General features: G+C 64.0%; 29 protein-coding genes. 15 read left to right on the forward strand and 14 right to left on the reverse strand.

Annotated elements, in window-relative coordinates:
* Positions 1–71: 71 nt before the first annotated feature.
* Positions 72–641 (forward strand): YqgE/AlgH family protein, encoded by a 570-nt coding sequence (locus AC04PH_RS03270; protein ID WP_483064312.1) that lies wholly within the window; start codon positions 72–74, stop codon positions 639–641.
* Here AC04PH_RS03270 and AC04PH_RS03275 read toward each other — a convergent pair.
* Positions 638–1,198, reverse strand: coding sequence for a TlpA family protein disulfide reductase (locus tag AC04PH_RS03275; RefSeq protein WP_483064313.1), 561 nt, complete (start codon positions 1,196–1,198; stop codon positions 638–640). The genes AC04PH_RS03270 and AC04PH_RS03275 overlap by 4 nt on opposite strands.
* A 13-nt stretch (positions 1,199–1,211) precedes the next feature.
* On the opposite strand from AC04PH_RS03275, the gene argH reads away from it, so the two are divergent.
* From argH to AC04PH_RS03305, 6 genes are all read left to right on the forward strand, one after another.
* On the forward strand, positions 1,212–2,600 hold the full coding sequence (gene argH / locus AC04PH_RS03280; RefSeq protein WP_483064314.1) for an argininosuccinate lyase: 1,389 nt from the start codon (positions 1,212–1,214) through the stop codon (positions 2,598–2,600).
* Positions 2,597–2,785, forward strand: a complete 189-nt coding sequence (locus AC04PH_RS03285; RefSeq protein ID WP_483064315.1) for a hypothetical protein — start codon at positions 2,597–2,599, stop codon at positions 2,783–2,785. Before argH ends, AC04PH_RS03285 begins: the two co-directional genes overlap by 4 nt.
* A gap of 58 nt (positions 2,786–2,843) precedes the next feature.
* Entirely contained in the window at positions 2,844–2,981 is a 138-nt protein-coding gene (locus AC04PH_RS03290) for a hypothetical protein (RefSeq protein WP_483064316.1), read from the forward strand.
* A 2-nt stretch (positions 2,982–2,983) separates the two neighbouring features.
* Positions 2,984–3,286 carry a DUF2834 domain-containing protein gene (locus AC04PH_RS03295; RefSeq protein ID WP_483064317.1) on the forward strand — a complete coding sequence of 101 codons (303 nt, stop codon included), beginning with the start codon at positions 2,984–2,986 and terminating at the stop codon, positions 3,284–3,286.
* A 184-nt stretch (positions 3,287–3,470) separates the two neighbouring features.
* Entirely contained in the window at positions 3,471–4,736 is a 1,266-nt protein-coding gene (lysA, locus tag AC04PH_RS03300) for a diaminopimelate decarboxylase (RefSeq protein ID WP_483064318.1), read from the forward strand.
* A 31-nt stretch (positions 4,737–4,767) separates the two neighbouring features.
* Positions 4,768–7,470, forward strand: coding sequence for a DUF4175 domain-containing protein (locus tag AC04PH_RS03305; protein WP_483064319.1), 2,703 nt, complete (start codon positions 4,768–4,770; stop codon positions 7,468–7,470).
* A gap of 6 nt (positions 7,471–7,476) precedes the next feature.
* Here AC04PH_RS03305 and AC04PH_RS03310 read toward each other — a convergent pair whose 3' ends face one another.
* Positions 7,477–8,433, reverse strand: a complete 957-nt coding sequence (locus tag AC04PH_RS03310; protein WP_483064320.1) for a zinc-ribbon domain-containing protein — start codon at positions 8,431–8,433, stop codon at positions 7,477–7,479.
* A 168-nt stretch (positions 8,434–8,601) separates the two neighbouring features.
* Here AC04PH_RS03310 and AC04PH_RS03315 point away from each other — a divergent pair, with 168 nt between their 5' ends.
* Genes AC04PH_RS03315 through AC04PH_RS03330 form a run of 4 tightly spaced genes read left to right on the forward strand, consistent with a single transcriptional unit; the run spans position 8,602 to position 11,528 of the window.
* Positions 8,602–9,273, forward strand: coding sequence for a cell division ATP-binding protein FtsE (locus tag AC04PH_RS03315; protein WP_483064321.1), 672 nt, complete (start codon positions 8,602–8,604; stop codon positions 9,271–9,273).
* A 47-nt stretch (positions 9,274–9,320) separates the two neighbouring features.
* Entirely contained in the window at positions 9,321–10,178 is an 858-nt protein-coding gene (locus AC04PH_RS03320; RefSeq protein ID WP_483066141.1) for a cell division protein FtsX, read from the forward strand.
* Complete coding sequence (locus AC04PH_RS03325) at positions 10,175–10,930, forward strand: lysophospholipid acyltransferase family protein (RefSeq protein ID WP_483064322.1); 756 nt, start codon at positions 10,175–10,177, stop codon at positions 10,928–10,930. The genes AC04PH_RS03320 and AC04PH_RS03325 overlap by 4 nt, the downstream gene beginning before the upstream one ends.
* Positions 10,920–11,528: a pyridoxamine 5'-phosphate oxidase family protein gene (locus tag AC04PH_RS03330; RefSeq protein WP_483064323.1), complete on the forward strand. Its 609-nt coding sequence runs from the start codon at positions 10,920–10,922 to the stop codon at positions 11,526–11,528. The genes AC04PH_RS03325 and AC04PH_RS03330 overlap by 11 nt, the downstream gene beginning before the upstream one ends.
* A 16-nt stretch (positions 11,529–11,544) precedes the next feature.
* On the opposite strand, the gene AC04PH_RS03335 is transcribed toward AC04PH_RS03330, so the two are convergent.
* A complete protein-coding gene (locus AC04PH_RS03335; RefSeq protein WP_483064324.1) occupies positions 11,545–12,234 on the reverse strand; it encodes a M50 family metallopeptidase in 690 nt (229 codons plus the stop codon).
* 1 nt (position 12,235) lies between these two features.
* Positions 12,236–13,198: an acetyl-CoA carboxylase carboxyltransferase subunit alpha gene (locus tag AC04PH_RS03340; protein ID WP_483064325.1), complete on the reverse strand. Its 963-nt coding sequence runs from the start codon at positions 13,196–13,198 to the stop codon at positions 12,236–12,238.
* A 125-nt stretch (positions 13,199–13,323) separates the two neighbouring features.
* On the opposite strand from AC04PH_RS03340, the gene AC04PH_RS03345 reads away from it, so the two are divergent.
* A complete protein-coding gene (locus AC04PH_RS03345) occupies positions 13,324–13,746 on the forward strand; it encodes a hypothetical protein (protein ID WP_483064326.1) in 423 nt (140 codons plus the stop codon).
* Between the two features lie 17 nt (positions 13,747–13,763).
* On the opposite strand, the gene AC04PH_RS03350 is transcribed toward AC04PH_RS03345, so the two are convergent.
* The 6 genes from AC04PH_RS03350 to smpB form a co-directional block, all read right to left on the reverse strand.
* Entirely contained in the window at positions 13,764–14,723 is a 960-nt protein-coding gene (locus tag AC04PH_RS03350) for an L-malyl-CoA/beta-methylmalyl-CoA lyase (RefSeq protein ID WP_483064327.1), read from the reverse strand.
* Between the two features lie 104 nt (positions 14,724–14,827).
* Complete coding sequence (locus AC04PH_RS03355) at positions 14,828–15,121, reverse strand: hypothetical protein (protein ID WP_483064328.1); 294 nt, start codon at positions 15,119–15,121, stop codon at positions 14,828–14,830.
* 34 nt (positions 15,122–15,155) lie between these two features.
* A complete protein-coding gene (locus AC04PH_RS03360) occupies positions 15,156–16,340 on the reverse strand; it encodes an amino acid aminotransferase (RefSeq protein WP_483064329.1) in 1,185 nt (394 codons plus the stop codon).
* Complete coding sequence (gene sseA, locus AC04PH_RS03365) at positions 16,340–17,206, reverse strand: 3-mercaptopyruvate sulfurtransferase (protein ID WP_483064330.1); 867 nt, start codon at positions 17,204–17,206, stop codon at positions 16,340–16,342. Before sseA ends, AC04PH_RS03360 begins: the two co-directional genes overlap by 1 nt.
* Before the next feature lie 142 nt (positions 17,207–17,348).
* Positions 17,349–17,639 carry a hypothetical protein gene (locus AC04PH_RS03370; protein WP_483064331.1) on the reverse strand — a complete coding sequence of 97 codons (291 nt, stop codon included), beginning with the start codon at positions 17,637–17,639 and terminating at the stop codon, positions 17,349–17,351.
* Positions 17,640–17,783: 144 nt separating this feature from the next.
* Complete coding sequence (gene smpB, locus AC04PH_RS03375) at positions 17,784–18,257, reverse strand: SsrA-binding protein SmpB (protein ID WP_483064332.1); 474 nt, start codon at positions 18,255–18,257, stop codon at positions 17,784–17,786.
* A gap of 76 nt (positions 18,258–18,333) precedes the next feature.
* On the opposite strand from smpB, the gene AC04PH_RS03380 reads away from it, so the two are divergent.
* Positions 18,334–19,533: a winged helix-turn-helix domain-containing protein gene (locus AC04PH_RS03380; RefSeq protein ID WP_483064333.1), complete on the forward strand. Its 1,200-nt coding sequence runs from the start codon at positions 18,334–18,336 to the stop codon at positions 19,531–19,533.
* A gap of 16 nt (positions 19,534–19,549) precedes the next feature.
* Here the strand turns inward: AC04PH_RS03380 and dapA are convergent, their stop codons facing one another.
* On the reverse strand, positions 19,550–20,422 hold the full coding sequence (gene dapA, locus AC04PH_RS03385; protein WP_483064334.1) for a 4-hydroxy-tetrahydrodipicolinate synthase: 873 nt from the start codon (positions 20,420–20,422) through the stop codon (positions 19,550–19,552).
* A gap of 153 nt (positions 20,423–20,575) precedes the next feature.
* On the opposite strand from dapA, the gene AC04PH_RS03390 reads away from it, so the two are divergent.
* Complete coding sequence (locus AC04PH_RS03390; protein ID WP_483064335.1) at positions 20,576–22,669, forward strand: lytic transglycosylase domain-containing protein; 2,094 nt, start codon at positions 20,576–20,578, stop codon at positions 22,667–22,669.
* Positions 22,670–22,723: 54 nt separating this feature from the next.
* Here the strand turns inward: AC04PH_RS03390 and AC04PH_RS03395 are convergent, their stop codons facing one another.
* Positions 22,724–23,584, reverse strand: a complete 861-nt coding sequence (locus AC04PH_RS03395; RefSeq protein WP_483064336.1) for a DMT family transporter — start codon at positions 23,582–23,584, stop codon at positions 22,724–22,726.
* The gene (gene mnmC2 / locus AC04PH_RS03400) at positions 23,574–24,269 is read right to left on the reverse strand and encodes a tRNA (5-methylaminomethyl-2-thiouridine)(34)-methyltransferase MnmC2 (RefSeq protein WP_483064337.1); all 696 of its coding nucleotides are present in this window, start codon (positions 24,267–24,269) and stop codon (positions 23,574–23,576) included. The genes AC04PH_RS03395 and mnmC2 overlap by 11 nt, the downstream gene beginning before the upstream one ends.
* 48 nt (positions 24,270–24,317) lie before the next feature.
* Between mnmC2 and AC04PH_RS03405 the strand changes: the two genes are divergently transcribed.
* Complete coding sequence (locus tag AC04PH_RS03405; RefSeq protein ID WP_483064338.1) at positions 24,318–25,358, forward strand: NAD(P)/FAD-dependent oxidoreductase; 1,041 nt, start codon at positions 24,318–24,320, stop codon at positions 25,356–25,358.
* Between the two features lie 46 nt (positions 25,359–25,404).
* Here AC04PH_RS03405 and AC04PH_RS03410 read toward each other — a convergent pair whose 3' ends face one another.
* A complete protein-coding gene (locus AC04PH_RS03410; protein ID WP_483064339.1) occupies positions 25,405–26,196 on the reverse strand; it encodes an HTD2 family dehydratase in 792 nt (263 codons plus the stop codon).
* Positions 26,197–26,214: the final 18 nt, after the last annotated feature.

The raw sequence follows: 26,214 nt of genomic DNA on the forward strand, positions 1-26,214 counted from the left end.
TCCAGTGAAATGCGGACACAACGCGGCTGTGCGGCCCTTGCCACCTGACGGCGGCAGGACGATAATCGGGCATGGACATGAGTGATACCAATCTGTGTGGCAAACTACTGATCGCGATGCCGCAGATGCATGATGACCGTTTTGCGCGGAGTGTCGTTTATATGTGTGCCCATTCGACCGAAGGCGCGATGGGTCTGATCGTGAACAAGCCCGCGACATCGGTCCGGTTTCGCGATCTCCTGAAGCAGCTTGATATCGATACCGGCCCGGACACCCGCAATATCCGCGTGCATATCGGCGGCCCGGTGGAAAACGCCCGCGGATTCGTCCTGCATACGACCGACTACCGATCCGAAACCGGCACGTTAGATGTTGCCGATCACATCTGCATGACGGCGACACTTGACGTGCTCGAGGACATCGCGCGCGGCAAGGGACCCGAGGCGTCGATGCTCGCGTTGGGCTACGCGGGTTGGGGGCCGGGGCAGTTGGAGGGCGAAATCGCGCGCAACGGCTGGCTGACCTGCGATCCGCGCGACGACATCCTGTTCGGGCGCGCCAACGAGCATAAATGGACTGCCGCGCTCAGGGTTCTTGGGGTCGATCCGCTGCTTCTGTCGGATACCGCAGGCCACGCCTAGCTGTCGCCTGCGATCAGTGCCTCCATGATCGCGACGGCGCTGTCGCTGTTCCATTCTGCGTCGCCCTGAAGCCGTGCGATCTCGTTGCCTTCGCGGTCCAAGATCACGGTGATCGGCAGGCCGAGAACACCCATGCTGCGCGCCAGCGATGAGCGCGCGTCGGTATTGAGCGGAAGGTTGTCGACGCCGATTTCTTCAAAGAACATCTCCATCGCCGGGCGTGGATTGCGGCCCGTCGCGATTGTCACGACTTCGAATTCGTCGCCGCCCAGTTCGGTCTGCAGCTCAGCCAGTTGCGGCATTTCGGCCCGGCAGGGCGCGCACCATGTGGCCCAGAAGTTGACGACGCGAACCTTGCCGTCGGAGGCCGCGAGCTGGGTTTCTTCGCCCGCCGCGTCAAGAAAGGTCTCCTGCGACACCGGCTCGGGTTCGCTGTGGAAGTTCAGTTTTCGCATGTCACCCTCGCGCAGGGCTTCCAGCGCCGCTGTATCGGCCATCGCTTCGTTTGCAAGCAACACGAGCGCCGTATAAAGCGGAGCGAAATAGAACAGACGCATGGGGCTTCCTTTCATGACCAAGACCGCGAATACGATGTGGGGCGGGCGGTTCGCCGCGGGACCGGACGCGATCATGGAGGCGATCAACGCGTCCATCGGGTTCGATCAGCGGATGGCCGCACAGGACATCGCAGGGTCGCGTGCCCATGCCGCCATGCTGGCCGCGACGGGCATCATCAGCGATACCGATGCGCAAGCGATTGAGAAAGGCCTGCTCACGGTCTTGTCAGAGATTGAAACCGGTGATTTTCCATTTTCCGCCGCTCTGGAAGATATCCACATGAACGTCGAGGCGCGTTTGCGCGACCTGATCGGCGATGCCGCTGGTCGGTTGCACACAGCCCGGTCGCGCAACGATCAGGTCGCGGTGGATTTCCGCTTGTGGGTGCGGGACCAGTGCGACGCCGCCGATACGGAGCTCGATGCGTTGCAGCAGGCACTGCTGGGGCAGGCAGAGGCGGGGGCGGACTGGGTCATGCCGGGGTTCACACATCTTCAAGTGGCGCAGCCCGTCACCTGGGGCCACCACATGCTGGCCTATGTCGAGATGATCGGCCGCGACCGGTCCCGTTTTGCCGATGCCCGCAAGCGGATGAACCTTTCGCCGCTGGGGGCTGCGGCACTGGCCGGTACGTCGTTCCCGATTGACCGGGAGATGACTGCAAAGGCGCTGGGGTTTGACGGGCCGACGGCGAACAGCCTCGATTCCGTGGCCGACCGCGATTTTGCGCTGGAATTCCTGTCGGCGGCCAGCATCTGTGCGATGCACCTGTCGCGTTTGGCCGAGGAGCTGGTGATCTGGTCATCGGCGCAATTCCGTTTCGTGAAGATGTCCGACAAGTGGTCGACCGGCTCGTCGATCATGCCGCAGAAACGCAACCCCGACGCCGCCGAACTGATCCGTGCCAAGATCGGGCGGATATTCGGTGCCAACGTGGCGCTGATGACGGTGATGAAGGGCCTGCCGCTGACCTATTCCAAGGACATGCAGGAGGACAAGGAACAGGTCTTCGACGCTGCCGACAACTTCATGCTGGCGCTGGCGGCGATGACGGGGATGGTGGCGGATATGACCGCCAACGTCGACAATCTGGAGGCCGCCGCCGCGACCGGGTTTTCCACCGCGACCGATCTGGCGGACTGGCTGGTGCGCGAGTTGGGCCTGCCGTTCCGCGATGCGCATCACGTGACCGGATCGCTGGTGGCCATGGCGGAAAGCAAGGGCTGCGATCTGCCGGACCTGACATTGGATAACATGCGCGAGGTGCATAAGGATATCCGCGCAGATGTGTTCGACGTGCTGGGGGTGAAGAACTCGGTCGCGTCGCGCACGAGTTTCGGCGGCACCGCACCGGACAATGTCCGCGCACAGGTCGCCACATGGAAAGGACGTTTGGGATGAAAACGCTAGTAATTTCCGGTGTGGTTCTGGTGATGTTGGCCGGATGCGGTGCCGACGGCGCGCCGTTGCGCCCGACACAGTCGGGCAGCATATCCGTGGGGACGAACGGTGTGTCGGCGCAATCGAACGTCGGCCTGTCGAACGGCACGTTCAGCGTCGGCCTGGGGCAGCGCATTCGTCGCTGAGCGTTGATTTCCCTATGCGCCGTGCCATGTTGGTCATCAGGCAGGGGGCGAGTACGACATGCGATATCTTCTCATTCTGACGCTTCTGGGCGGTTGCAAGGTCTCGGGTCTGAATTTCGATACTGAATCCGACAGCTTTCGCGCGGAAGACCCGCCGACGGCGTTCACGCCGCTTGGCCCGAGTGTGGAGCTCTGACGATGCGGTTTATCTATCTGGCCCTTGCGATCTGGGGTGCCATTCACCCGATGTATTACTTCGTCACCTGGTTTCAGGCCGAGGGCTGGAGCCTGTCGCGCATGGTCGACGCTTGGCACGTGAACGCGGCCTCGAGCGGTCTGGTCTGGGACCTGACGATCGCCGCTGTCGCGCTGACGGTCTGGATCGTGGTGGAGGTCGTGCGGACGCGCCGGTGGCTGCATCTGATCGCGATCCCGGCGACCTTCGGGATCGGCGTCAGCTGTGGGCTGCCACTTTACCTCTTCCTGCGACACCGGGCCTGAAACAGCGGAGGCGCTGCCGCGCCATTCCCGGTTCTGAAAGTGGCGCGTGATCATGTGATCGCTGCCGGTGCGCCGGGCGCAGGCGCCGGATGCCTCCGGCGGAGGTATTTTTGACCAAAAGAAGGGTTTTGGATCGCGCGCGGTCTGCTATGTCTGGCGCGGTTTGAACAGGGCGGATTGACGCATGGATCACTTCTTGTATCGCGACGGCGCGCTTCATGCCGAGGACGTGCCGATTGCGGAGATCGCCGCAAAGGTCGGCACGCCGTTCTACGTCTATTCCACGGCCACCCTGACCCGGCATTTCAAGCTGTTCGACGAGGCGCTGGACGGGCTGCCGCATATGGTTTGCTTTGCGATGAAATCGCTCTCCAATCAGGCAATCATCAAGGTACTGGCCGATGCGTGCGCGGGCATGGATGTGGTGTCGGGCGGCGAATACGCACGTGCGAAGGCCGCGGGTGTGCCGGGTGACAGGATCGTCTTTTCGGGTGTGGGCAAGACCGCCGATGAAATGCGCATGGCACTTGCGGGCGGCATCCGGCAGTTCAATGTCGAGAGCGAGCCGGAGATGGCCGTGCTGGATGGTGTGGCGCGCGAGCTTGGTGTCGTCGCCCCGATCACGGTGCGGGTGAACCCGGATGTGGATGCCAAGACACATGCTAAGATCGCTACCGGGAAATCGGAAAACAAGTTCGGCATCCCGATCAGCCGGGCACGCGCCGTATATGCGCAGGCGGCGGGCATGGCGGGCCTGAAGGTGGTGGGAATTGACGTGCATATCGGCTCTCAACTGACCGATCTGGAGCCGTTCGAGCAGGCCTATCGCAAGGTTGCCGACCTGACGGAACAACTGCGCGCCGACGGACACGAGATTTTGCGCCTCGATCTGGGTGGCGGGCTTGGCATCCCCTATGAGCGGTCCAACGCAGCCCCGCCTGTGCCACTGGACTATGGTGACGTGATCAAGCGGACCGTCGGGCATCTGGGATGCGAGATCGAGATCGAGCCGGGACGACTGATTTCGGGCAACGCAGGGCTGATGGTCAGCAAGGTGATTTATGTGAAAGAGGGCGAGGACCGGCAATTCCTGATTCTCGACGCCGCGATGAACGATCTGATCCGCCCGGCGATGTATGACGCCTGGCACGATATCGTGCCGGTGCAGGAGGCTGACCCAGGCGCGGAACCGGCCACCTATGACATCGTGGGGCCGGTCTGTGAAAGCGGCGATACCTTTGCCAAGGGCCGGACGATGGCGCGCGTCTTATCCGGTGACATGGTCGCGTTCCGCTCTGCCGGGGCTTATGGCGCGGTGATGTCGTCCGAATACAACTCGCGCCCCCTGATACCGGAAGTCCTGGTGAGGGGGGATCAATTTGCAGTTATCCGCCCACGGCCTACCTATGAAGAGATGATTGCACGCGATACGGTTCCCGAATGGCTCTGACCCTGCCAGAGTGGCGCAATCCGAACGGAGAATGGACCTGAACCAGCAAACGCCATCCCGCCCCGATCTGCTGCGCCACCTTGCGTTGCCTGTCGGGCTGACCCATGCGGGGATGGTGGCCGAACAGGCGGTGCGCGCGTTCTGGCCGTTCTGGACGGTGGTGCTGATCGCGCTCGCACCGGTTCTGTTCGGTTGGCAGGATCAGGTTTCCCTCGAGGTTCTATGGGGCTTCGTCGTTCTGATCACCCTTGCCCTGCTCGCGACGCTGTTTTTGGGCTTGCGGAGATTCCGCTGGCCCGCCCGTACAGAGGCTGTCGCGCGCGTGGATGCGAAATTGCCCGGCCGTCCGATTGCCGCGATCGCCGACAGCCAGATCATCGGTAGCGGTGACCGTGCGTCCGAAGCGGTCTGGCGCGTGCATGTCACCCGGATGGAAGAGCGCACCCGTGCGGCGACCGCCGTGCACCCGGACCTGCGTGTGTCCGACCGCGATCCCTATGGTCTGCGTTTTATCGCCCTGCTGTTCTTCATGGTCGCGCTGTTCTTCGGGTCCCTGCTGCGCGTGGGCGAGGCACCTGTGGTGTCTGACGATCCGCAGATGCTGGCGACCGGGCCGGTCTGGGAGGGCTGGGTCGAACCGCCTGCCTATACCGGGAAACCTTCGATTTACCTCAACGATATTCCCGAAGGTCCGCTGCGGGTGCCTGTGGGCAGCCGGATTACACTGCGACTATATGGCGAGGTGGGTGCGCTCACCGTGGCCGAGACCGTCTCGGGGCGGACCGGCGATGTCGGGGCGGCATCGGACGCCCAGCAGAGTTTCGTCATCAACCAGACCGGAACGCTGTCGATTGACGGGGAAAACGGCGCGTCGTGGACCGTGACGGTCGTCGAGGACCAGCCACCGCTCGTTGAGTTGACCGGCCCGATCGAGGCCGATGCCGACGGGGAGATGTCGCAGCCGTTCCTCGCCATGGATGACTACGGCGTGGTATCCGGCACCGCGACCATCGCGCTGGACCTCGATGCCGTGGACAGGGCGCATGGCCTGACGGTGGACCCCGACGGTTTCGCGCCTGTCGTTCTCGATCTGCCGATGCCGTTCAACGGTGACCGCACGGATTTCGAGGATTTCCTGGTTGACAACCTGTCGGAACATCCCCTGGCCAACCTGCCGGTGACGCTGACGCTCGAAGTTGTTGATGCCGCCGACCAGACGGCGAGCAGCCCGCCGGAGGCGTTGATCCTGCCGGGACGGAGGTTTTTTCAGCCTTTTGCGAAAGCCGTGATCGAACAGCGCCGGGATCTGATGTGGGCGCGTGCCAATGCGACCCGGATCACCCAGATCATGAAGGCGATCTCGCATCGCCCCGAGGGCCTGTTTTCGAACGAGACGACCTATCTGCGGATGCGGGCGATCATCCGGCGGCTCGATGCGTTCGCCCAGTTCGGCCTGACCGAAGAGGGGCAGGCGGAAATCGTGCAGGCGCTGTGGGACCTTGCCATTCAGCTTGAGGACGGCACGCTCGCGGACGCCCGCGAACGGCTGCGCCGTGCGCAGGAACGTATGGCAGAGGCGATGCGGAACGGGGCATCCGACGAAGAGATCGCAGAACTGATGCAGGAACTGCGCGAGGCGACGGACGACTATATGCAGCTGCTTGCCGACGAGACGGACTTCGCCGAGCAGAACCAGACGGATCAGCCCGACTCCAATCAGGATAGTTTCGAATTTACGCAGGACGAGCTGCAGGCCCTGATGGACCGTATTCAGGAGCTGATGGAGGAAGGCCGCATGGCCGAGGCCGAGGCGCTGATGGAGCAGTTGAACGAGCTTCTTGAAAACATGCGCATCACGCAGGGCGAGGGCGGCGGCGACGGGCCGCGCACGCCCGGTCAGCAATCCATGGAGGATCTGGCCGAAACCCTGCGGGATCAGGAGGACCTGTCAGACGATGCTTTCCGGGAGTTGCAGGAGCGGTCCGAACAGCGTGAACAGCAACAGGGGCAGCAGGGGCAACAAGGCCAGCAGGGACAACAGGGGCAGCAGCAAGGTCAACAGGGGCAGGACGGCCAGCAGCAGGGCCAGCAAGGACAACAGGGCCAGCAGCAGGGCGACGACGGCCAGGGTGGCCGTCAGGGTGATGCCGAAGGTACTGGGCGCGATGGTCAGAACGGCTTGCAGGACGATGGCGGTGCCGGTGGCGAAGGCGGTGAGGACGGCAGTGACGGCCGGTCCCTTTCCGAGCGTCAGCAGGCGCTGCGCGACGAACTGAACCGCCAGCGCGGTGCCCTGCCGGGCCTTGACGGCGAGGCGGGTGATATCGCGCGCCGGGCGTTGGAGCGGGCCGAAAATGCGATGGACGGTGCGGAGGAGGCGCTGCGCGAGGGCGATCTGGCCGAAGCCATCGACCGTCAGGCCGAAGCGATGGATGCCTTGCGTAACGGCATGCGCAGTCTGTCGGAGGCTTTGGCCGAAAACCGCAATCAGGAACCGGGTCAGGGGTCCGAGCAGGGCGAGACGACCGGCAGGGTGGAACCCAGCCGACGCGATCCGCTTGGGCGCGAGTTGGGCAACACCGGACAGTTCGGCACGGATGAAAATCTGCTGCAGGGCGAAGACGTCTATCGCCGCGCGGAAGAGCTGCTGAACGAATTGCGGCGTCGGTCAGCCGAACAGGACCGGCCCGAGGTTGAGCGTGACTATCTGCGGCGCCTGTTGGACCGCTTCTAGACGGGTCTATTCCGCCGGTGTTTCGGTTGCCGGGCGGATCATTTCGAGCAGCGCCTGCACCTGGATATCCAGCCAGATCCGTGCAGCGTCCACACCCGCGACATAACTGTCCATCGCCCCGGCCAAGGCCGGTACGGCCTCTGAAATCTGGGGCGCAAAGACGTAGAGCGCGACCAGCAGCGCCACGATAAGCAGCACCGTGAAGAAGCCGAACCGGAAGCCGCGGCGCTTTTCTTCCTCGACCTCCTCCGGTTCCGGGATCATTTCGTCGCCACGCTCCGCATTCGATCGCAGGCTGGAATTGATTTCCTCGATATCCGGCAGCAACTCCTTGCGCGATCCGGCTGTCGTCACCGTCGCTGCGGCGGCGACGCTCTGCGCCTCCTGAGCGTCAGCGGCCTGTGCGGCTTCGGTCTCGGCCTGCATTTCCCGAACCAGGCGCTGTGTGTCCGCCGCACGGTTCGTCGGGGTGGTCCTGACGGCGGGTCGTTCCGGCAGGTCGAGGTCCTCCTGCCGTTCGAGTATATGATCGGCCTCCTTGCGGCGGGCGGCGGCCTCTCTGGCGGCCTCTTCCTGCAGGATGCTGGCGACGGAGGCATCGACGGGGCGGCGGCGTGGCGCGACGGTCGGTGTCTCCTCGCCCTCTGCACTTTCAAAGTCGGTCGTTGTGTCAGGCAGATCGGCTGGCGGATCGGACGGCGTGATGTCTGCAAAGGCGTCCGAGATCGAGCCGGAATAGTCACTGCGGTCGTCGGTCGGCTGCTTCACCGCGGCCGAGGCACCTGCCACCGCGTCATCGACCGAAACGCGGTCGGACACCGCCTCTTCGGCCTCGGCAGAAGCACCCGGCGTCTCAAGCCACGTGTGACCGCAGTTGGAACACTGAACGTCCCGGCCGCCTGCCGGTATTACATCGTCGGGGACTTCGTATTGCGCACCGCAATTGGGGCAGATCAAGCGCATAACTGTTTCCTTTTGCCCGCCAATATTCAGCCTTATCCTGTATTGACTGAACTTTAGTAACAACCCTTCAACGAAACGCCAACGATGTGAAGCCCGCATCCGTGCGATATGATTGAAACCTGTTGCAGATTTGGGCAGAAGAGGGCGACAGACCCAGAGGTGCGCCCAGTGATCGAACTTGACAATGTGGCCTACAGTTACAGCGGGGCAGAGCTTTTTTCCCAACTGTCGCTGACACTGGCACCCGGGTCGTTCCAGTTTCTGACGGGGCCTTCGGGTGCCGGAAAGACGACGTTGCTGAAGCTGTGCTACGGGGAACTGCAGGCAACCGCGGGCGAGGTTCGCCTGTTCGACGCCGCGGCACGGGATCTTGACCGCGACCAGATCGCGATGGCGCGGCGCAGGATCGGGGTAGTGCATCAGGATTGCCAGTTTCTCGATCATCTCCCCGTCAGCGAAAACGTCGCCTTGCCGCTGACCGTCGCCGGGCGCACGGACGGTCTGGACAACCTCGATGACCTGATGGCCTGGGTCGGTTTGCGCAATCAGGCGCGGCAACTGCCGCCGGAACTGTCGGGTGGCGAGCGGCAGCGCGCTGCCTTGGCCCGTGCCGTCATCATGTCGCCCGATGTCATCATCGCCGATGAACCGACAGGCAACGTCGACTGGGAGATGTCGCAGCGCCTGCTGACGCTGCTGGTCGAACTGAACCGGATGGGCAAGGCCGTGCTGATCGCCACCCATGATCTGAACCTGATCCGTGCCGCGAAATCGCAGGTGTCGGCGCGGGTGCTGCGGCTCAAGGACCGGCGTCTGCAGCAAGCGGGGGCGGAACTGTGACGCGCCCGGATTTCAAACAGATCGTGGCCCTGCTTGTCGGCGACAAGATGGCTGACCGTGCCGTGCCGCCGACCGGCTTCACCGCGCGGCTGACCGTCTTTACCAGCGCCGCGATGGCGTTTCTTGCGGTCTTTGCCATGGCACTGTCGCTGGCGACCGGGCGTCTGGCGGATCGCTGGTCCGCCGAACTGGCCCGCACGTCGACCCTGCGCATCTCTGCACCTGCGGATCAGGCGGATGCGCAGCTGCGCGCCGCGATTGAAGTGCTGGAAACAACGCCCGGGGTCGCGCTTGCCCGCCCGTTGACACCCGATGAGCAGCGCGCGCTTCTGGAACCGTGGTTCGGACCGGACCTGCCGGTCGAAACGCTGCCGATCCCGCAACTTGTCGAAATCATCGAAGAGGGCGATGGCTATGACCCCACCGGGTTGCGCGCGCGCCTGCAGGCAGAGGTGCCGGGTGCCGTGCTGGACGATCATACGCGCTGGCGCGAACCGCTGGTCGCGGCCGCAGGGCGGTTGCGCGCGTTGGGCTGGATCGCGATCCTGCTGATCGCGGCATCGACCGCGGCGATGATCACGCTGGCCGCGCAGGCGGCACTGTCCGCAAACGCGCAGGTCATCCGGGTGATGCGGCTCGTCGGCGCGCGGGATGCCTATATCGCGCGGGCTTTCGTACGGCGGTTCACCTTGCGGGCGTTGACCGGGGCGGCGGTCGGAACTGTGCTGGGCCTTGGCGCTGTCATGTTGCTCCCCCGTGCAGAGGTCGCCGGTGGCTTCCTGACCGGTCTTGGTTTTCAGGGCTGGCATTGGCTGTTGCCCATCGTCATACCCTTGCTGGCGGCGGCCGTCGCATTCGGCGCGACCCGCGCCGCGGCATTGCGCGTTCTGAAGGAACAGTCATGAGCTACGTGATCCAGTGGGTGCGGTCCCTGATCTTTATCTGCTGCATGTATTTGGCCATGCTGGTGATCGGTGTCGCCTATCTGCCCTGGGCGATCTTTTCCCGGCGTGGCGCGATTGCGGCCTGTCACAAGTATTGCGACTGGGTGCGATGGTCGGCGGCATGGATGATCGGCCTGCGGACAGAAGTACGCGGCACCCCGCCGGAGGGTGAGGTGATGATCGCGGCCAAGCATCAGTCGTTCATGGACGTCATCCTGATCTACGGCGCTGTGCCGCGCGGCAAGTTCATCATGAAAAGTATTTTGAAATACGCGCCGATCCTCGGCTGGTTCGGTCTGCGCATCGGCTGCGTGCCGGTGGACCGTGGCAAGCGTGGTGCCGCGATCAAGCGGATGGTCGAGGACGTGCGCAAGGGAGCCGCACTGCCGGGCCAGTTGATCATCTATCCGCAAGGCACGCGTGTGGCCCCGGGGGTGAAGGCGAAATACAAGGTCGGCACCGGTGCGCTTTATCAGGAATTGGGGCAGCCCTGTGTGCCGGTGGCCTGCAACGTCGGTGTGTTCTGGCCCAAGCGTGGGATCTACCGCAAGCCGGGCCTTGCCGTGGTCGAGTTTCTGGAACCGATCCCGCCGGGTCTCGGCATTGCGGAATTCATGGAGCGCATGGAAAACGCGGTCGAGACACGCTCTGCCGCGCTTGCGGCAGAGGCCGGTTTCATACCGCATGTGACGGACCAAGATATTGTCCGGTGATCGCATCACCGACATCGCGGCGCTGGAGGCGTTGTACGGTCAGCCCGGCAAGGCATCGTTGATCAAGGTTGCCAACCGGCTGACACCGGCCTATCGCAAATGGATTATGGCGTCGCGGCTCTGCGTCCTGTCCACGGTCGGTCCCGACGGGACGGACGGCAGCCCGCGTGGCGATGACGGTCCCGTGGTGCAGGAACTCGATCCGCAGACCCTGCTGATGCCGGACTGGCGCGGCAACAACCGGATGGACAGCCTGCGCAATATCGTGACCGACGGTCGCGTCAGCCTGATGTTCATGGTGCCGGGATCGAACAACGTCGTACGGATCAATGGCAGGGCCGAAGTGTCGGTCGCCCTGAAAATGCTCGACCGGTTCAGCGATCGCGGGCGCGCGCCGCGTTCCGTCATCGTGATCCGCATCGCAGAGGTCTACAGCCAATGCGCCCGGGCGCTGATGCGGGCCAATACGTGGAAAAGCGGTGACGAAAGCGGCGGCTTGCCCACCGTCGGCGATATGCTGGCCGAGATGGAGGCAGGTTTCGACGGTGCCGCATATGACGCGGATTGGGCTCCGCGTGCGGCCAAGACGATGTGGTAACCGTCACCTCATATGGCTAGCCGCGCGTTTTCGCACGAAAGCCGATGTTGCTGTGCGGTCCCAGACCACGGCGGACCGCGAGATAGATCACATAAAGGCTGATCGCCAGCCAAAGCGCCCCCCAGATCATCGTCGCGCCGCCGATTTCTTCTGCGAGCATCCGCGCGTCGGAACGCAGGGCACTGCGCGCGATGGTGTCGCTGAAAATGTCGTAGGGCACGTAGATCATGCTTGTCAGCCCGATCAGTCGCAGCACCAGATCGTTGACGTTGATGCTGGCGAAACGGGCGAGTGCCAGCATCACAAGCCCCGTTCCTGTGATGAACCCGATGGCAAAGATGTCCCGGACGTAGAACAGGGTCACCGCGAGCAGGGTCACCCCGAAACCGGCCATCAGCGCACGATCCCACTGCGTGCGCAGGGCGACGAGCAACAGACCGAGACCGATCAGCAGCGATCCCAGATATCCCGCCGACAGCGTCAGAAACCGGTTGCCACCCCGCGTCCAGACAACGCCGCCTTGATCGGCCGAGACAGAGAGGCTGACGACCTCGCCCCCGCTGGCCACCGCCATGATCGCGTGGGACAGTTCGTGCAACAGAACGACGAGTATCTTCAGCGGCACGATCACCGGCGTGCGCCAAAGGGCAAAAACAACGACGATCATCAGCAGCAGTTGCCAATGGCCGCGTAATGCCGCCATCATCTCAGGCGGCCAGACCTTTTGATCCGAGTTTCAGATATTTGCGGCGGCGGGCCGAACGGTTGTCGTCACCCGATTTGCCTTTGAATTCCTTGAGCATCGTCACGAGCGCCTTGCGCACGTTTTCGATTGCGGTGGCCGGATCGCGGTGCGCGCCGCCGGTCGGTTCGGGAATGATCCTGTCACAAACGCCCAACTCGTAAAGGTTCTGGGCGGTCAGGCGCAGCGCCTCTGCCGCTTCGCCGGCCTTGCCCGCGTCCTTCCACAGGATCGATGCGCATCCTTCCGGGCTGATTACCGAATAGATTGAGTGATCGAGCATCGCGACACGGTTGGCCGTGGCAAAGGCGACAGCCCCGCCTGATCCACCTTCGCCGACGATTACGCTGATCAGCGGGACCTGCAGGTCCAGGCATTTTTCGGTCGAACGCGCGATGGCCTCGGACTGGCCACGCTCCTCGGCGCCTTTCCCGGGATAGGCACCAGGCGTGTCGACCAGAGTGATGACTGGCAGATGGAACCGGTCGGCCAGTTCCATCAGGCGGATCGCCTTGCGATAGCCCTCGGGCCGGGCCATGCCGAAATTCCGTTCGATCCGGCTTTTGGTATCGCTGCCCTTTTCGTGCCCGATCACCATCACCGGCTGCCCGTCCAGCCGGGCGATCCCGCCCATGACGGCGTGATCGTCGGCAAAGTTCCGGTCACCGGCAAGGGGTGTGTATTCGGTGAAAAGCGCGTCGATATAGTCCTTGCAGTGCGGCCGCTCCGGGTGACGCGCGACCTGGCATTTGCGCCAGGGGGTCAGGTTGCCGTAGATCTGTTTCAGCAGATCCTGCGCTTTCTTGTCCAGCTGCGCCGCCTCTTTTTCGACATCCGCTTCGGGGTTGGCGCGGGCCATCGCGCGCAGTTCCTCCGCCTTGCCTTCGATCTCGGCCAGCGGTTTCTCGAATTCCAGATATTGGGTCATGCGGCACCTTTTTACGTCTTGCACCGATATAGGCATCAGGCACCCGGCAATGCAATGGAGCGACGATTGTATCCCATTCGGGAGGGGGCCATAATAGTCGGGCGAAGTTGGAAAGGATATTTGCGATGAAAGTGTTTCTGGGCTGCTGTAGCCTTCTGTTGGTACTGGCCGCGGTCCCGGCGCAGGCGCAGGAGGTCGAATTCGGCGACGACAGCGGTGACTGGGCCAATGACGGCGAATGTGACGATCCGCGTTTCGAAGGGCCGGGTATGACGCAGACGCCGCTTCTGTTTGACGACGTGAACCGCGATGCCAGCGATTGCGCAACGGCGTTCAACGCGGGCGCGATCACTCAGCGCGGTGTCGCTGTCGACGGCACAATCGACTTTGGCGACGACAGCAGCCAATGGGCCAATGACGGCGAGTGTGACGACCTGCGCTTTGTCGGCGAGGCGATGACCACGACGGCGTTGTTGGAAGAAGACATCATGGCCGACGCTTCCGATTGCCGGGCCGGATATGAAGCGGAAGTCCTGTTCCTGCGCTGATACCGTGTGGCCGGGGGTCAGGCCCCGGCGATCATCTGTGACTGCTTCACGATGACCTCTGCCTGCTTGATGCTGGCGATATCGACGAGGCGGCCCTTGTAGACGGTCGCCCCTTCGCCGCGCGCCTTGGCGTCTTCCATGGCGGCAAGGATCTCGCGGGCTTCTGCGACGGCTTCATCCGATGGGGTGAAAACCTCGTTGGCCAGCGCGATCTGCTTGGGGTGGATCGCCCATTTGCCGACCATTCCAAGGGTGGCCGACCGCCGCGCCTGCGCGCGGTAGCCTTCGTCGTCGCTGAAATCGCCGAACGGGCCATCGACGGGCAGCACACCATGCGTGCGGCAGGCCGCGACGATGGCCGTTTGCGCCCAGTGCCACGGATCGGAGTAATGCCGCGTGTCGCCGTGCAGCATGTAGTAGTTGTCCTGCGTGCCGCCGATGCCGGTCGTTTGCATGCCCATGGAGGCCGCAAAATCGGCGGCACCCAGCGACATCGCCGCCATCCGGGGCGATGACGCGGCGATTTCCTCCACATGCGCGAGGCCCGCAGCACTTTCGATGATCACTTCGAAGCTGACCTTCTTGGCGCGGCCTTTCGCCGTTTCAATCGCCGTGACCAGCGCGTCGACGGCATAGACATCCGCCGCGCAGCCGACCTTGGGGATCATGATCTGGTCGAGCCGGTCACTCGCCTGTTCCATCAGGTCGACCACGTCGCGATACCAATAGGGTGTGTCCAGCCCGTTGATCCGCACCGCCAGTGTCTTGTTGCCCCAGTCGATGTCATGGGTCGCCTTGGTGACGTTGGCACGGGCCGCATCCTTGTCGGACGGCGCGACGCTGTCTTCCAGATCGAGGTTGATCACATCCGCCGCGCTGGCCGCCATTTTCGGGTGCAATTTGGTGTTGGACCCCGGCCCGAACAGTTGACACCGGTTCGGACGGACAGGCGGCGCGGGTTGCAGGCGGAAGGACATGAGAAACCTCGACGTATGATAATTGCGCAATGCGTTGTCGGGTTGGTATTATATTGCTTACGGCGTCGCAACAGGCTTTTCGCAGTTGCAGCATTCTGGCCGGATCAGGCGCGCGACATGCTCCATGCGGTGCCGCAGGTTTCCCTCAATCCCGGAATGTCAGAAACCGGCCCGCGCGGTCGCTTGGCGATTTCGCGGCTGGTGACCTTTGCGGCGATTGCGTCGCAAAGCTGATCACTCGCCCGACCGTCGAGGCGACAAACGAGGCTCCAGCTGACGAAGCTGTTGTGCACGACGACGTCGAGCCACCAGTCATCGTCAGTGGAAAAGCGAATCCACTCCCATGATTTGACCGCATCGACGACGCCCGCGCGCGCACCTTCCGGCCCGCGCAACATAACCGCATCACCGGCGGCAAGCGGGGCGGGTCTGTCAGATCCCTGCGTCAATGATCGCTTTCGCCAGGATCGGCACGGTTTTCTCGTTCAAACCGGCGATGTTCATGCGACTGTCGCCCACCATGTAGATCCCGTGATCGGCACGCAGTTTCTCGACCATTTCCGGCGTCGTGCCCAACTGGCTGAACATGCCGCGATGATCGGCAAGGAAATCGAACCGGTCGGAGTTCGACAGGCGGCGCAACTCATCCGCTAGTTGCTTGCGCAGGCCCAGCATCGTGTTGCGGGTCTCTTCGAGTTCCGCCTCCCAATCGGCGCGCAGATCAGGGTCGTTGAGGATCGTGGTGACGACCCGTGCCCCGTGATCGGGCGGGAAGGAATAGTTCTGCCGGTTCAGAAAAGCGAGCGTCTTTTGCGTCAGCGGCTGTGCATCGGCGGTCTTGCTGACCGCCATCAGAATGCCGGTCCGCTCGCGGTAGATGCCGAAGTTCTTGGAACAGGACGCCGCGACGAGGCACTCTTCAAAGGCGCCCACGACCTTCCGTGTCGCGGCGGCATCGGTGTCCAGCCCGTCGCCGAAGCCCTGATAGGCGATGTCGATGAAGGGGATCGCGGATTTTTCCTTCAGCAGTTTCATCAGACCATCCCATTGCGGCATGGTCAGGTTGGCGCCGGTCGGGTTGTGGCAGCAGCCGTGCAGCAACACAACGTCACCGGGTAAAACAGCGCCCAGATCGGTGAGCATCCCGATGTAGTCCACATTGCGTGTCTCGCTGTCGAAATAGCGATAGGTGCGGGATTTCATGCCCAGATACTTGATGATCGACGGATGGTTCGGCCAAGTCGGATCGGAAAGCCAGACGGTCGCACCGGGGGCGGCCATCTTGATCAGTTCCAGCGCCTGCCGGATCGCGCCGGTGCCGCCGGGTGTGGCGACAGCGGCGATACGGTCACGTGTCACGGCATCGCCCAACACAAGGTCGATCATCGCGTCGGAAAACGCAGGGTCGCCCGCCAACCCTGTATAGGCCTTGCTGGACTGATCTGCGAGGATACGGCGCTCCGCCTCTTTTACGGCGCGCATAACGGGGGTGTTGCCGGATGCGTCCTTGTAGACGCCGACACCCAGATCGACCTTGGTATCGCGTGGATCCTCGCGATAGGCAGCCATGAGGGCCAGGATTTTGTCGGGCGGCTGTTCTGTCAGGTTCTCAAGCATCAGGCTGCTCCTGTCGCGATAGGTAAATCATCATACATGCCCCATTCGGACCATGATCCGTCATAGACACTGTGGTCGGTCTTGCCGATCCGCTCCAGCGCCAGCGCCAGAATTGCGGCGGTGACACCGGATCCGCAGGTCGTAATGGCGGGTTTGTTCAGGTCGACACCGGCACCCTCGAAGACCGTGCGGATACCGGCGGGGTCTTTCATGGTGCCGTCGGCGTTCATCAGCGTGCTGTAGGGCACGTTGCGTGACCCTGGAATATGGCCGGAGCGCATACCGGCGCGCGGCTCTGGTGCCGTACCCGCAAATCGGTCGGCGGCGCGGGCGTCGATGATCTCGTGATCGCCCAGTTTCGCCGCGCGCGCCACTTGTGTCACATCACGCACCATCTGGTTCTGGCGGCTCACGGTCATGTGGCGGTCACGGATCAGCGGTTTGTCGTCAGTGATCTTGCGGCCCTCGGAAATCCACTTCGGCATCCCGCCGTCGAGCACCGCGATATTCTTCTGCCCCATCAGGCGAAACAGCCACCAGACGCGGGCCGCCGAAAACAGGCCCGCCCCGTCATAGACCACTACCTGATGCCCGTCGCCCACACCCATGGCGCGCATCCGGGACATGAATTTCTCGACCGGCGGCACGGTGTGCGGCAGTTCGGAGCGGTGGTCGCTGATCTCGTCGATATCGAAGAAACGTGCGCCGGGGATATGGGCGATGTCGTATTCCGCGCGCCCGTCGCGGTCGCTGCCCGGCAGATACCAGGACGCATCGAAGATACGCAGATCCGGGTCCTTGAGATGCGCGTCCAGCCAGTCGGTGCTGACCAGCGTTTGCGGATCGTCCTGCAGTGACGATGTCATGTCCGGCCCCCGTGGCATACAAGCGAAAACATGCCGCGTGAGTATCGCGGGCGCGCAGGCGTGACAAGCCGCATCGGGCAAGGCGAGACCGGGCCGAACACCGTTGGCCCGGCCCGTGTCGTCGTGCAACCGGCAGTTTGCCTTATCCTGCCATCTTGTTCTTGATGAAGCCCACGACCGCAGTCAGGATCGCGCCACCGGCGCCGCCGCCGACAAGCTGACCGATGATCCCGCTCATATCCGTGCCGGTCGCAGCGTCGCCTGCAGCGGCGGCACCGCCTGTCAGCATCCCCAGGATCTGGCCGCCGCCGAGGCCGCCGATCAGACCAGCGATCGTATTGCCGATCGTGCCCAGCGAAAGGCCTTTCGCGCCTGCGCCGACGGCATTACCGCCAGCCGCACCCGCGACGAGTTGTGCGATGATTTGTTCCATTGTCCCCAGTTCCTTATTTTCGGGCCGTCATTGATGTTGACAGGTGCTGCCGGCCCAGCGGCACCCTGCGGCGGAGCGTAGCAGGTCGGGTCGATCAAACAAGAGTGGGAGCTTGGGGCGGGATTTCCCCGTAACTGCGAGGCCTTAGCCGCCGTGCCGCAGCAGCCTTTGTTTCTGGCGGCCCCAGTCGCGCTTGGCCTCGGTCGCGCGCTTGTCGTGGTTCTTCTTGCCCTTAGCGGTGGCGATCTTCAGCTTCACCAGACCGCGATCATTGAAATACATCACCAGTGGCACGATGGTCATGCCCTCGCGCTTTGTCGCGTTCCAGAGCTTGGACAACTCCTTGCGACTGCACAGCAATTTGCGCTTGCGGCGTTCTTCGTGCGGGAACATCGCGCGGTTGTAGGGCGCGATGTAGGCATTGGTCAGCCACAGTTCGCCGTCGTCGACGGAGGCATAGCTGTCGGCGATGTTGGACTGTCCGATGCGCAGGGATTTCACCTCTGACCCGGTCAGGACGATCCCGACCTCAAGATCGTCCTCGATGGCATAGTCATACCGCGCGCGCCGGTTTTCGGCGACGACTTTGTAGTTTTTGTTTTCCGGTTTCTTTGCCATGATCTTCGCCAAATAGGCGATGCACTACGCGTGCACAAGGCGTGCACCGGGCGTGCACCGCGATAAGGACCAAGCCATGACCGTGCCGATCCTGACAAACAGCGCCGCGCGGCACGTGTTTCTGGAGCGGCATCTGCTGTCCCAAAACCCCAGCGGAACGGGGAAGGGGGCCGATCTGGCCGGGGTCATCGGGCATATGGGGTTTGTCCAGTTGGACAGCGTGAATACCTTTGCCCGCGCGCATGATCTGATCCTCTGGGCGCGGCGGCAGCAGTATCGCCCGCCTGCGCTGGGGCATGCGCTTGCGCGGGACCGCACCGTATTCGAGCACTGGACACATGATGCGGCCGCCATCGACATCGCGCTTTTCCCGCATTGGCGGCTGAAGATGGCCCGCGATGCCAAGCGGCTGGCCGGATACTGGAGCACGGCGCGCCGCGGCGATCTGCATGCAAAGATCGACGATGTGCTGCGGCATGTGACCGATCATGGCTGCTGCTCGTCGAGCGACGTGGGCGAGGGCGAGGAACGCGGCAAGGGCGGCTGGTGGGACTGGCATCCGTCCAAGACGGCGCTGGAGTATCTGTGGCGGTCGGGCGCGTTGTCGGTCGTGCGGCGCGAGGGATTTCGCAAGATCTACGACCTGACCGAACGGGTCATTCCGCCCGAGCAGTTGAATGCGCGGTTTCACGAACAGGAAACGGTTGATTGGGCCTGCAGTGCCGCGCTGGACAGGCTGGGCTTTGCAACGAGCGGCGAATTGGCGGCATTCTGGGATATCGCGACGTCGGTCGAGGCAAAGGCGTGGGTGACCACCGCGCTGGGTGAGGGCCGCGTCGTTCCCGTCGATGTGGAGGGGGTCGACGGCAAGCTGCGGCGGTGCGTGGCACGGCCCGACCTGATGGGCGATATCCCCGTAGCACCGCTGAACAGGGTGCGCATCCTGTCCCCCTTCGACCCTGCACTGCGCGACCGCAAGCGGGCGGAGCGTCTGTTCGGCTTTCACTACCGGATCGAAATATTCGTGCCGGAGGCCAAGCGGCAATACGGCTATTACGTCTTTCCGGTGATGGAGGGCTGTCGCATGATCGGGCGGATCGACATGAAGGCCGACCGCCCGGCGCGCAGACTGGACGTCACCGCGTTCTGGCCGGAGCGCGGTGTGCGCATGGGGGCCGGGCGGTTGCAGCGGCTGGAGACAGAGATCGCCCGTGCAGCGCGGTTCGGCGGCTGTGACGATATCGCCTATGTGGACGGGTGGGTGAAGGTGGGGTGAAACCCCATCTGTCCCGTCAGTTCAGCAATCCCGCGTGCACCATTGCGTTACGCATCTTTTCCTTCGTACCGTCGGTCAGGCCGACATGGGGCATCCGCACATCGTCGCTGCAAAGACCCAGCAAGGACATGCCATATTTGGCCCCGACAAGACCGGGTTCGGTGAACACCGCCTCGTGCAGCGGCATCAGCCGGTCGAGCAACGTCAGCGCTGTGCCGTAGTCGCCATCGAGCGTGGCATTCTGGAATTCGGCGCAGAGTTTCGGGGCGACGTTGGCGGTGACCGAGATACAGCCCTGACCGCCGTGGGCGTTGAAACCGAGTGCGGTCGCGTCCTCGCCCGACAACTGGATGAAGTCGGTGCCGCAGGTCATGCGCTGACGCGGGACGCGGGCCAGATCGCCGGTGGCATCCTTGACGCCCACGATCATGTCCAGCTTGGCCAGTTCGCCCATCGTAGCCGGTGTCATGTCGACGACAGAGCGGCCGGGGATGTTGTAGATGATGATCGGCAACCCGCAGTCGGCAGCGGCGGTGAAATGCGCGATCAGCCCGGCCTGTGTCGGCTTGTTGTAGTAGGGTGTCACGACAAGGGCCGCATCGGCCCCCGCGGATTTTGCGGCCTTCACGAGCCGCACCGTTTCGGTCGTGTTGTTGGACCCGGCACCGGCGATGACGGGAATGCGGCCCGCGGCGGCCTGCACGACCGTTTCGACGACCGCATCGTGTTCGGCATGGCTGAGCGTCGGGCTTTCGCCGGTGGTGCCGACGGGAACAAGGCCGTGGCTGCCCTGATCGACATGCCAGTCGACCAGTTTTTTCAGCGCATCGTGGTCCACTTTGCCGTCCGTAAACGGCGTGACAAGTGCGGGCATGGATCCCTTGAACATGACGCGTTTCCTTTTGTGTCTGGCGGGCCCCAGCGGCCCGGCGCGAAGTCGCGCGGAACCTAGACGTGTTTCCGCCAAATGCCAAGTTTGTGCGTTGTCATTGCGGTGGTGGAAGCTAGGCTGTGTTACGCTTGTGCAAAGGTGGTGCCGTCGATGCGTTTTCTAGCCGTGGTCTTAGCTGTTGTGTTGCCGGTCATGCCGGTGTCTGCGCAGGAGGTGTCACCCGAAACGGTGGAGGCGATCGTCGCTGCGGATGTCGGCGACTATGCCGGTGCCATGACGCTGGCCGGTGACGACGCGGTCGCGCGCGATCTCGTGCAGTGGATCAAGCTGCGCGACGGCGACGGGGTTTTTGCGGAATATCGCGCGTTTCTGGCCACGCGCCCGGACTGGCCCGGGCTTGACCGGATTCGCGCGCACGCAGAAGTGGACATGCCCAAGGGACTGCCGCCCGCGACGGTGCTGGATTTCTTTGGCGAAGCCGCGCCCGAAACTGGGCAGGGTGCGGTCAAGCTCGCCGAGGCCCTGATCATGCTGGGCGAGGATACCAAGGCTGAAGAGGTGCTGGTCGCAGCCTGGCTGACGCTTGGGCTGACGGACAGTGGGCAGACGGCGATGCTGGCGGCTTTCGACGATGTGCTTGCGCCGTATCACGCGGCCCGGACCGATGCGCTGCTCTGGCGCTGGCGCACCAGCGACGCGCAGCGGATGGCACCCCTGCTGGACGAGGATCAGCGCGCGCTGATGGCGGCGCGCGTCGGCTATATCCGCAATACCGGCGATGTGGCGGAGCGGCTGGCGGCAGTGCCGACGCGGCTTTCGGATCATCCCGGTCTGGCCTATGACCGCTACAACTGGCTGGCCGACCGGGGCGAGCGGACCGATGCCATCGCGATCCTGCGCGAGCGGTCGGTGAGCGCGGATGCGCTGGGCGAGCCGTTTCGCTTGTCGGGCTGGCGGCGGTCGCTGGCCCGGTGGGAGATGCGCGAGGGCCGGATCGCCTCTGCCTACGAACTGGCATCGCAGCACTTTTTGACCGACGGCAGCGCCTATGCCGATCTGGAGTGGCTTGCGGGGTATCTGGCGCTGCGCTACCTGGACGATCCGGCGCAGGCGCTCGTGCATTTTGAAAACCTGTCCGCCGCCGTGGACAGCCCGATTTCGCAAGGCCGGGCCGGTTACTGGATCGGGCGGGCGCATGCGGCGCTGGGCGATGCCAATGCGGCGGCGGAGGCCTATGCGCGTGCGGCGGAGCATCAGACCGGGTTTTACGGATTGCTGGCGGCGGAAAAGCTGGGGATGGCGTATGACCCGGCGCTGACCGGTGCTGAGGATGCGCAGGACTGGCAGGGTGCCGCCGTCATGGACGCGGACCTGACCCGCGCCGCGCTGGCGCTGCTAGCCGCCGATGAACGGGGCCGCGCGACGCTCTTTTTCGCGCAGTTGGGGCGCAGGCTCGATGCCGAGGGGATCGGGCAGCTGGGGGCGTGGCTGCAACAGAATGACGAAAGCTATTATGCGGTCTTGCTGGGCAAGGCCGCGGCGTTGCGCGGGATCGTCGTGAACTCGGTCTATTTCCCGCTGCACGACATGACGGAGATGGACCTGCCGGTGCCGATGGCGCTGGCCCTGTCCATCGCCCGGCGCGAAAGTGAATTCAGGGCGGATGCGGGCAGCCCGGTCGGCGCGCTTGGCCTGATGCAACTGATGCCCGCCACGGCACAGGAGGTCGCTGGCACGCTGGCGCTGCCCTATGCGAAACCGCGTCTGACCAGTGATTGGGAATACAACGCTATTCTCGGATCGCGGTATCTGGCCGGATTGCGCGATCAATTCGGCTATTCCCCGGTGCAGATGGCTGCCGGTTACAACGCGGGGCCGAGCCGCCCCTTGCGGTGGATGGACGAACGCGGCGACCCGCGGCTGGGCGAAGTGGACGTGGTCGACTGGATCGAGCACATCCCGTTTCGCGAGACTCGCAATTACGTGATGCGCGTCACCGAATCGATCCCGGTCTACGAGGCGCGTCTGACCGGCGAGACTGGGCCGAACCGCTTTACGGAACTGCTGGTCGGGGCAAAGCCGCTGATCCGCCCGCGTGCGCGCGAGGATGGCAGTCTGGCTGTCGAACCGGCAGCGATCTCGACATCGACGGCACCCGAAGCGCCCGCCGTCGCGGCCCCGGTCGCACCACAGGCACCAAGCGGTGTGCCGGGGATCAGGCCGATTTCACGGCCCGGCGGGTAGAACGGCGGTGCGGCGCGCGGCTGCGCCGACGCCCCGCCCGCCGTCCCGCAGGCGTCAGGCCCTGCGGGCGCGCAAGAGCGTGAACAGCCCCGCTGCAATGACGATCGCCGCGCCGATTGCGACATGGGGTTTCAGCGTTTCGCCGAAGACGGCCAATCCGATCATGCTGGCAAAGACGAGTTGCAGATAGGCAAAGGGCTGCACGGCGCTGGCCTCGGCCATCTCGTAACATTTGATCAGCAGGAAATGCCCGCTCGCGCCGGTCAGGCAAAGTGCGGCCATCCAGCCCCAGTCGGGGGCGCTCATCGGCTCCCAGAACCAGATGCCGATCAGTGTCATCAGCGCGGACCCCGACACACCTGTCCAGAAAAAGGACGTCGCGGCCCCGTCGCGCCGTGCGGCAAAGCGGGTCAGGAGCGAATAGAGCGCAAACATCAAGGCCGCGATCAGCGGAACGATGGCGGCTGGCGTAAAGACCGTCACACCCGGTTGCAGAATTATCAGGACGCCGACGAAACCCACGACGATGGCCGCCCATCGGCGCCAGCCGACACGTTCACCCAGAACCGGCCCCGACAGGGCCGCGACCAGCAGCGGGTAGCTTGCGAATATCGCATGGCTTTCCACCAGCCCCAACAGAACGAATGCAGCGACCATGACACAGATTTCGGAGGCGAGCAGCAGACCGCGGAAAATCTGCAGCACCGGTTGCGTGGTGGCCGCGGCCTGCCTGATCGATCCGGCCTGCCGTTTGGCGATGGCGATCACGAAGGCGGCGAAGAACCAGTAACGGATCATCACCACCATCAGCACGTTGTATTCGCCCGCCAAATGGCGGCTGATGCCGTCCTGTACGGCAAACACGATTGTGGTCGCGACCATAAGGGCGATCCCGGCGCGCGTATTATTCTGCATCGGGCAGCCATGCTGTGGTCATGTGGCGCTTGCGGCCAAAGCCGGGTTGGCGGCTGACATGAAATCCGGCCCCGGTCAGTGCTGCGCGGACGTGCCCTGCGGCGCTGTAGGTAGCGGCAGTACCGCCCGGGCGCGTGTGTCTTGCGACGACCTGCATCAGATCCGGTTGCCAGAGTTCGGGGTTTTTGGCAGGCGAAAACCCGTCAAGGAACCAGGCATCCGCCGCACCCGGCCAAGGCGGCAGGGTATCGCGGGCATCCCCGGTAATGACCTGCAACGTGACCTGCGGTGTGATCGCGACAGGTTCGTCGAAGATGTCGTCCCATCGCTGCAGCAAGGCCGCCGTCTGATCCGCCAGTTGCGGAAACGCGGATAGCGATTGCCGCGCGTCGGCCTGGCGCATCGGAAACGCCTCGAAGCTGGTAAAATGCAGCTGGCCCGCGATGTCCCGCGCTTGCCACATCTGCAGCGTGGCCAGAAAGTTCAGCCCCGTTCCGAACCCCAGTTCGGCGATGTGAAATCCGTCGCGCAGCCTTGCGGGCAGATCGTTGCCGGCAAGGAACACATGCGCGGTCTCGGCCAGCCCGTCATCGAGTGAATAATAGGGGTCGTCGAAGCGGGTCGAAACCGGGATGCGACCCGAAGGGCTGTCGCGCCAGGTGATATCTGTCGGCTGGTCGGTCATGCGGGATTGCCTTATGCACGCGAACATCAATGGCGACGGGGGGGCGGAATGGCAACGGTCGATGTCACGGTGATGGGGGCAGGTGCCTTCGGGCTGGCCTGCGCCTGTGCGTGTGCGCGGCGGGGTGCTGCGGTGCAGGTGATCGACCCGGGCGGCGTCGGTGCCGGTGCCAGCGGCGGAATCGTCGGCGCGTTGGCCCCGCATGTGCCGGAACAGTGGAATGAAAAGAAGGCGTTTCAGCTGGAGAGTCTGCTGCTGTCACGGACCTACTGGGACGGGATCAGCCAGGAGACCGGGGTCGATACGGGCTATCGGCCCACCGGGCGTTTGCAGCCATTGGCGGATGTGGCTGCGGTCACGCTGGCGCGGGCGCGCGCTGACGGCGCCGCAGCACTCTGGCAGGGCCGCGCGACGTGGGATGTGATCGCGGTAGACGGCGGGGCTTACTGGGTGCCGCCGTCACCGACCAGTCTGGTCGTGCGAGACACGCTATCGGCGCTGATCCACCCGCGGCGTGCCGTCGCCGCACTGGCCCGGGCGATCGTGGAGCGGGGCGGCGCGATCACAACGGCAGCAGACCCGCAAGGGCGCGTGATCTGGGCCACCGGATGGCGAGGTCTGGAAGAGATGACCGCCCGTCATCACCGGCTGGTCGGCAACGGGGTGAAGGGGCAGGCGCTGCTGCTGGAACATGACGCTGTCGGGCAGCCGCAACTGTTCGCCGACGGGCTGCATATCGTGCCGCATGCCGATGGCACCGTGGCGGTCGGGTCGACGTCGGAGCGGGCGTTCGATGATCCCGGCAGCACGGACGGCCAGCTTGACGATATTCATGCGCGGGCGGTGGAGGCGCTTCCGGTATTGGTCGGTGCGAAGGTCGTCGAGCGCTGGGCCGGGGTGCGTCCGCGCAGCCGCAGTCGCGCGCCGGTGCTGGGCGCGCATCCGTTCCGACCCGGTGAGTTCATCGCCAATGGCGGCTTCAAGATCGGGTTCGGGATGGCACCGCTGGTGGGTGAGGTCATGGCCGATCTGGTGCTGGAGGGCGTGGACCGGGTGCCGGACGATTTTCGGCCGGAGCGCAGTCTGTAGGCGTTTTTCTTGAGTATTTCTGGCAAGATAATGCGAAAGTTGCGTTTCAGGTCGCCTGCGCCTCCATCGCCTGCCGTCCGTTGGGGGCACGGACCCAGAGCGTTCTGTCCTTGATACACAGGTCGGCCGTATCGGTGTGCATCAGCGGACCGGTCGCGCGGTAGGCGAAGGTCTGGAGCGTGCCGAGGTGACGCTTTGCGAGATCCATCAGCAGATGCGCGAGCAATGGGCCATGCACGACGAGCCCGTCGTAGCCTTCGATCTCGCGGGCATATGTTTCGTCATAGTGGATGCGATGGCCGTTGAAGGTGAGTGCGGAGTAACGAAACAACTGTGTCGTGGTAAAGCTGACCTGTTCGGCATGGGTTTCGGCGAGGCTTGCGACAGGTGGCGTGGCGGCGGGGGCGTCATCCGCGCGATAGACGAGGTCCTGCCATTCGCTGACGGCGAGGCCATGGCGTTGTTTGATGTCATGGCGGATACGCACGAAGGCGAGCGGGCCGGAGCGACCTTCCTTGCGGGTGACGCTTTCGATGCGGCTGGTTTTTTCGGCGCGCACCCCGGCCAGAAGCGGTTTGTGAAACACCAGCCGACCGGCGGCCCACATGCGGCGCGGCAGACCCAGATCGGGGATGAACGCGCCGGTGGCCGGGTGCCCGTCGCGGCCCAGATTGGCGGGCGGCTGCGGGTCCCAGAAATAGACCTGATGCGCAAAGGGCGGCAGCGGGTCGCCGCTTTCGATATCGGGGGTCTGGCCGAGTGTCGCCTGCAGCGCGCGGGCGCGGGCGGGGTCCATCACATCGGTTTGGGTTTGCACGGGGCTTTGCGGATCGGGCATGCTGCGGTGATAGACGAT

The organism is Yoonia sp. KMU-150 (assembly GCF_056858355.1).

Coding starts and splice junctions, on each gene's coding strand:
- AC04PH_RS03295 (WP_483064317.1), top strand. CDS start 2,984: ATGCGGTTTATCTATCTGGCCCTTGCGATCTGGGGTGCCATTCACCCG.
- AC04PH_RS03390 (WP_483064335.1), top strand. CDS start 20,576: ATGCGTTTTCTAGCCGTGGTCTTAGCTGTTGTGTTGCCGGTCATGCCG.
- AC04PH_RS03370 (WP_483064331.1), bottom strand. CDS start 17,639: ATGGAACAAATCATCGCACAACTCGTCGCGGGTGCGGCTGGCGGTAAT.
- AC04PH_RS03345 (WP_483064326.1), top strand. CDS start 13,324: ATGAAAGTGTTTCTGGGCTGCTGTAGCCTTCTGTTGGTACTGGCCGCG.
- AC04PH_RS03290 (WP_483064316.1), top strand. CDS start 2,844: ATGCGATATCTTCTCATTCTGACGCTTCTGGGCGGTTGCAAGGTCTCG.
- AC04PH_RS03355 (WP_483064328.1), bottom strand. CDS start 15,121: ATGTTGCGCGGGCCGGAAGGTGCGCGCGCGGGCGTCGTCGATGCGGTC.
- AC04PH_RS03405 (WP_483064338.1), top strand. CDS start 24,318: ATGGCAACGGTCGATGTCACGGTGATGGGGGCAGGTGCCTTCGGGCTG.
- AC04PH_RS03410 (WP_483064339.1), bottom strand. CDS start 26,196: ATGCCCGATCCGCAAAGCCCCGTGCAAACCCAAACCGATGTGATGGAC.
- mnmC2 (WP_483064337.1), bottom strand. CDS start 24,269: ATGACCGACCAGCCGACAGATATCACCTGGCGCGACAGCCCTTCGGGT.
- sseA (WP_483064330.1), bottom strand. CDS start 17,206: ATGACATCGTCACTGCAGGACGATCCGCAAACGCTGGTCAGCACCGAC.
- AC04PH_RS03350 (WP_483064327.1), bottom strand. CDS start 14,723: ATGTCCTTCCGCCTGCAACCCGCGCCGCCTGTCCGTCCGAACCGGTGT.
- argH (WP_483064314.1), top strand. CDS start 1,212: ATGACCAAGACCGCGAATACGATGTGGGGCGGGCGGTTCGCCGCGGGA.
- AC04PH_RS03320 (WP_483066141.1), top strand. CDS start 9,321: ATGGCTGACCGTGCCGTGCCGCCGACCGGCTTCACCGCGCGGCTGACC.
- AC04PH_RS03305 (WP_483064319.1), top strand. CDS start 4,768: ATGGACCTGAACCAGCAAACGCCATCCCGCCCCGATCTGCTGCGCCAC.
- AC04PH_RS03310 (WP_483064320.1), bottom strand. CDS start 8,433: ATGCGCTTGATCTGCCCCAATTGCGGTGCGCAATACGAAGTCCCCGAC.
- AC04PH_RS03270 (WP_483064312.1), top strand. CDS start 72: ATGGACATGAGTGATACCAATCTGTGTGGCAAACTACTGATCGCGATG.
- lysA (WP_483064318.1), top strand. CDS start 3,471: ATGGATCACTTCTTGTATCGCGACGGCGCGCTTCATGCCGAGGACGTG.
- AC04PH_RS03360 (WP_483064329.1), bottom strand. CDS start 16,340: ATGCTTGAGAACCTGACAGAACAGCCGCCCGACAAAATCCTGGCCCTC.
- AC04PH_RS03325 (WP_483064322.1), top strand. CDS start 10,175: ATGAGCTACGTGATCCAGTGGGTGCGGTCCCTGATCTTTATCTGCTGC.
- AC04PH_RS03275 (WP_483064313.1), bottom strand. CDS start 1,198: ATGCGTCTGTTCTATTTCGCTCCGCTTTATACGGCGCTCGTGTTGCTT.
- AC04PH_RS03340 (WP_483064325.1), bottom strand. CDS start 13,198: ATGACCCAATATCTGGAATTCGAGAAACCGCTGGCCGAGATCGAAGGC.
- AC04PH_RS03285 (WP_483064315.1), top strand. CDS start 2,597: ATGAAAACGCTAGTAATTTCCGGTGTGGTTCTGGTGATGTTGGCCGGA.
- AC04PH_RS03335 (WP_483064324.1), bottom strand. CDS start 12,234: ATGATGGCGGCATTACGCGGCCATTGGCAACTGCTGCTGATGATCGTC.
- AC04PH_RS03395 (WP_483064336.1), bottom strand. CDS start 23,584: ATGCAGAATAATACGCGCGCCGGGATCGCCCTTATGGTCGCGACCACA.
- smpB (WP_483064332.1), bottom strand. CDS start 18,257: ATGGCAAAGAAACCGGAAAACAAAAACTACAAAGTCGTCGCCGAAAAC.
- dapA (WP_483064334.1), bottom strand. CDS start 20,422: ATGTTCAAGGGATCCATGCCCGCACTTGTCACGCCGTTTACGGACGGC.
- AC04PH_RS03380 (WP_483064333.1), top strand. CDS start 18,334: ATGACCGTGCCGATCCTGACAAACAGCGCCGCGCGGCACGTGTTTCTG.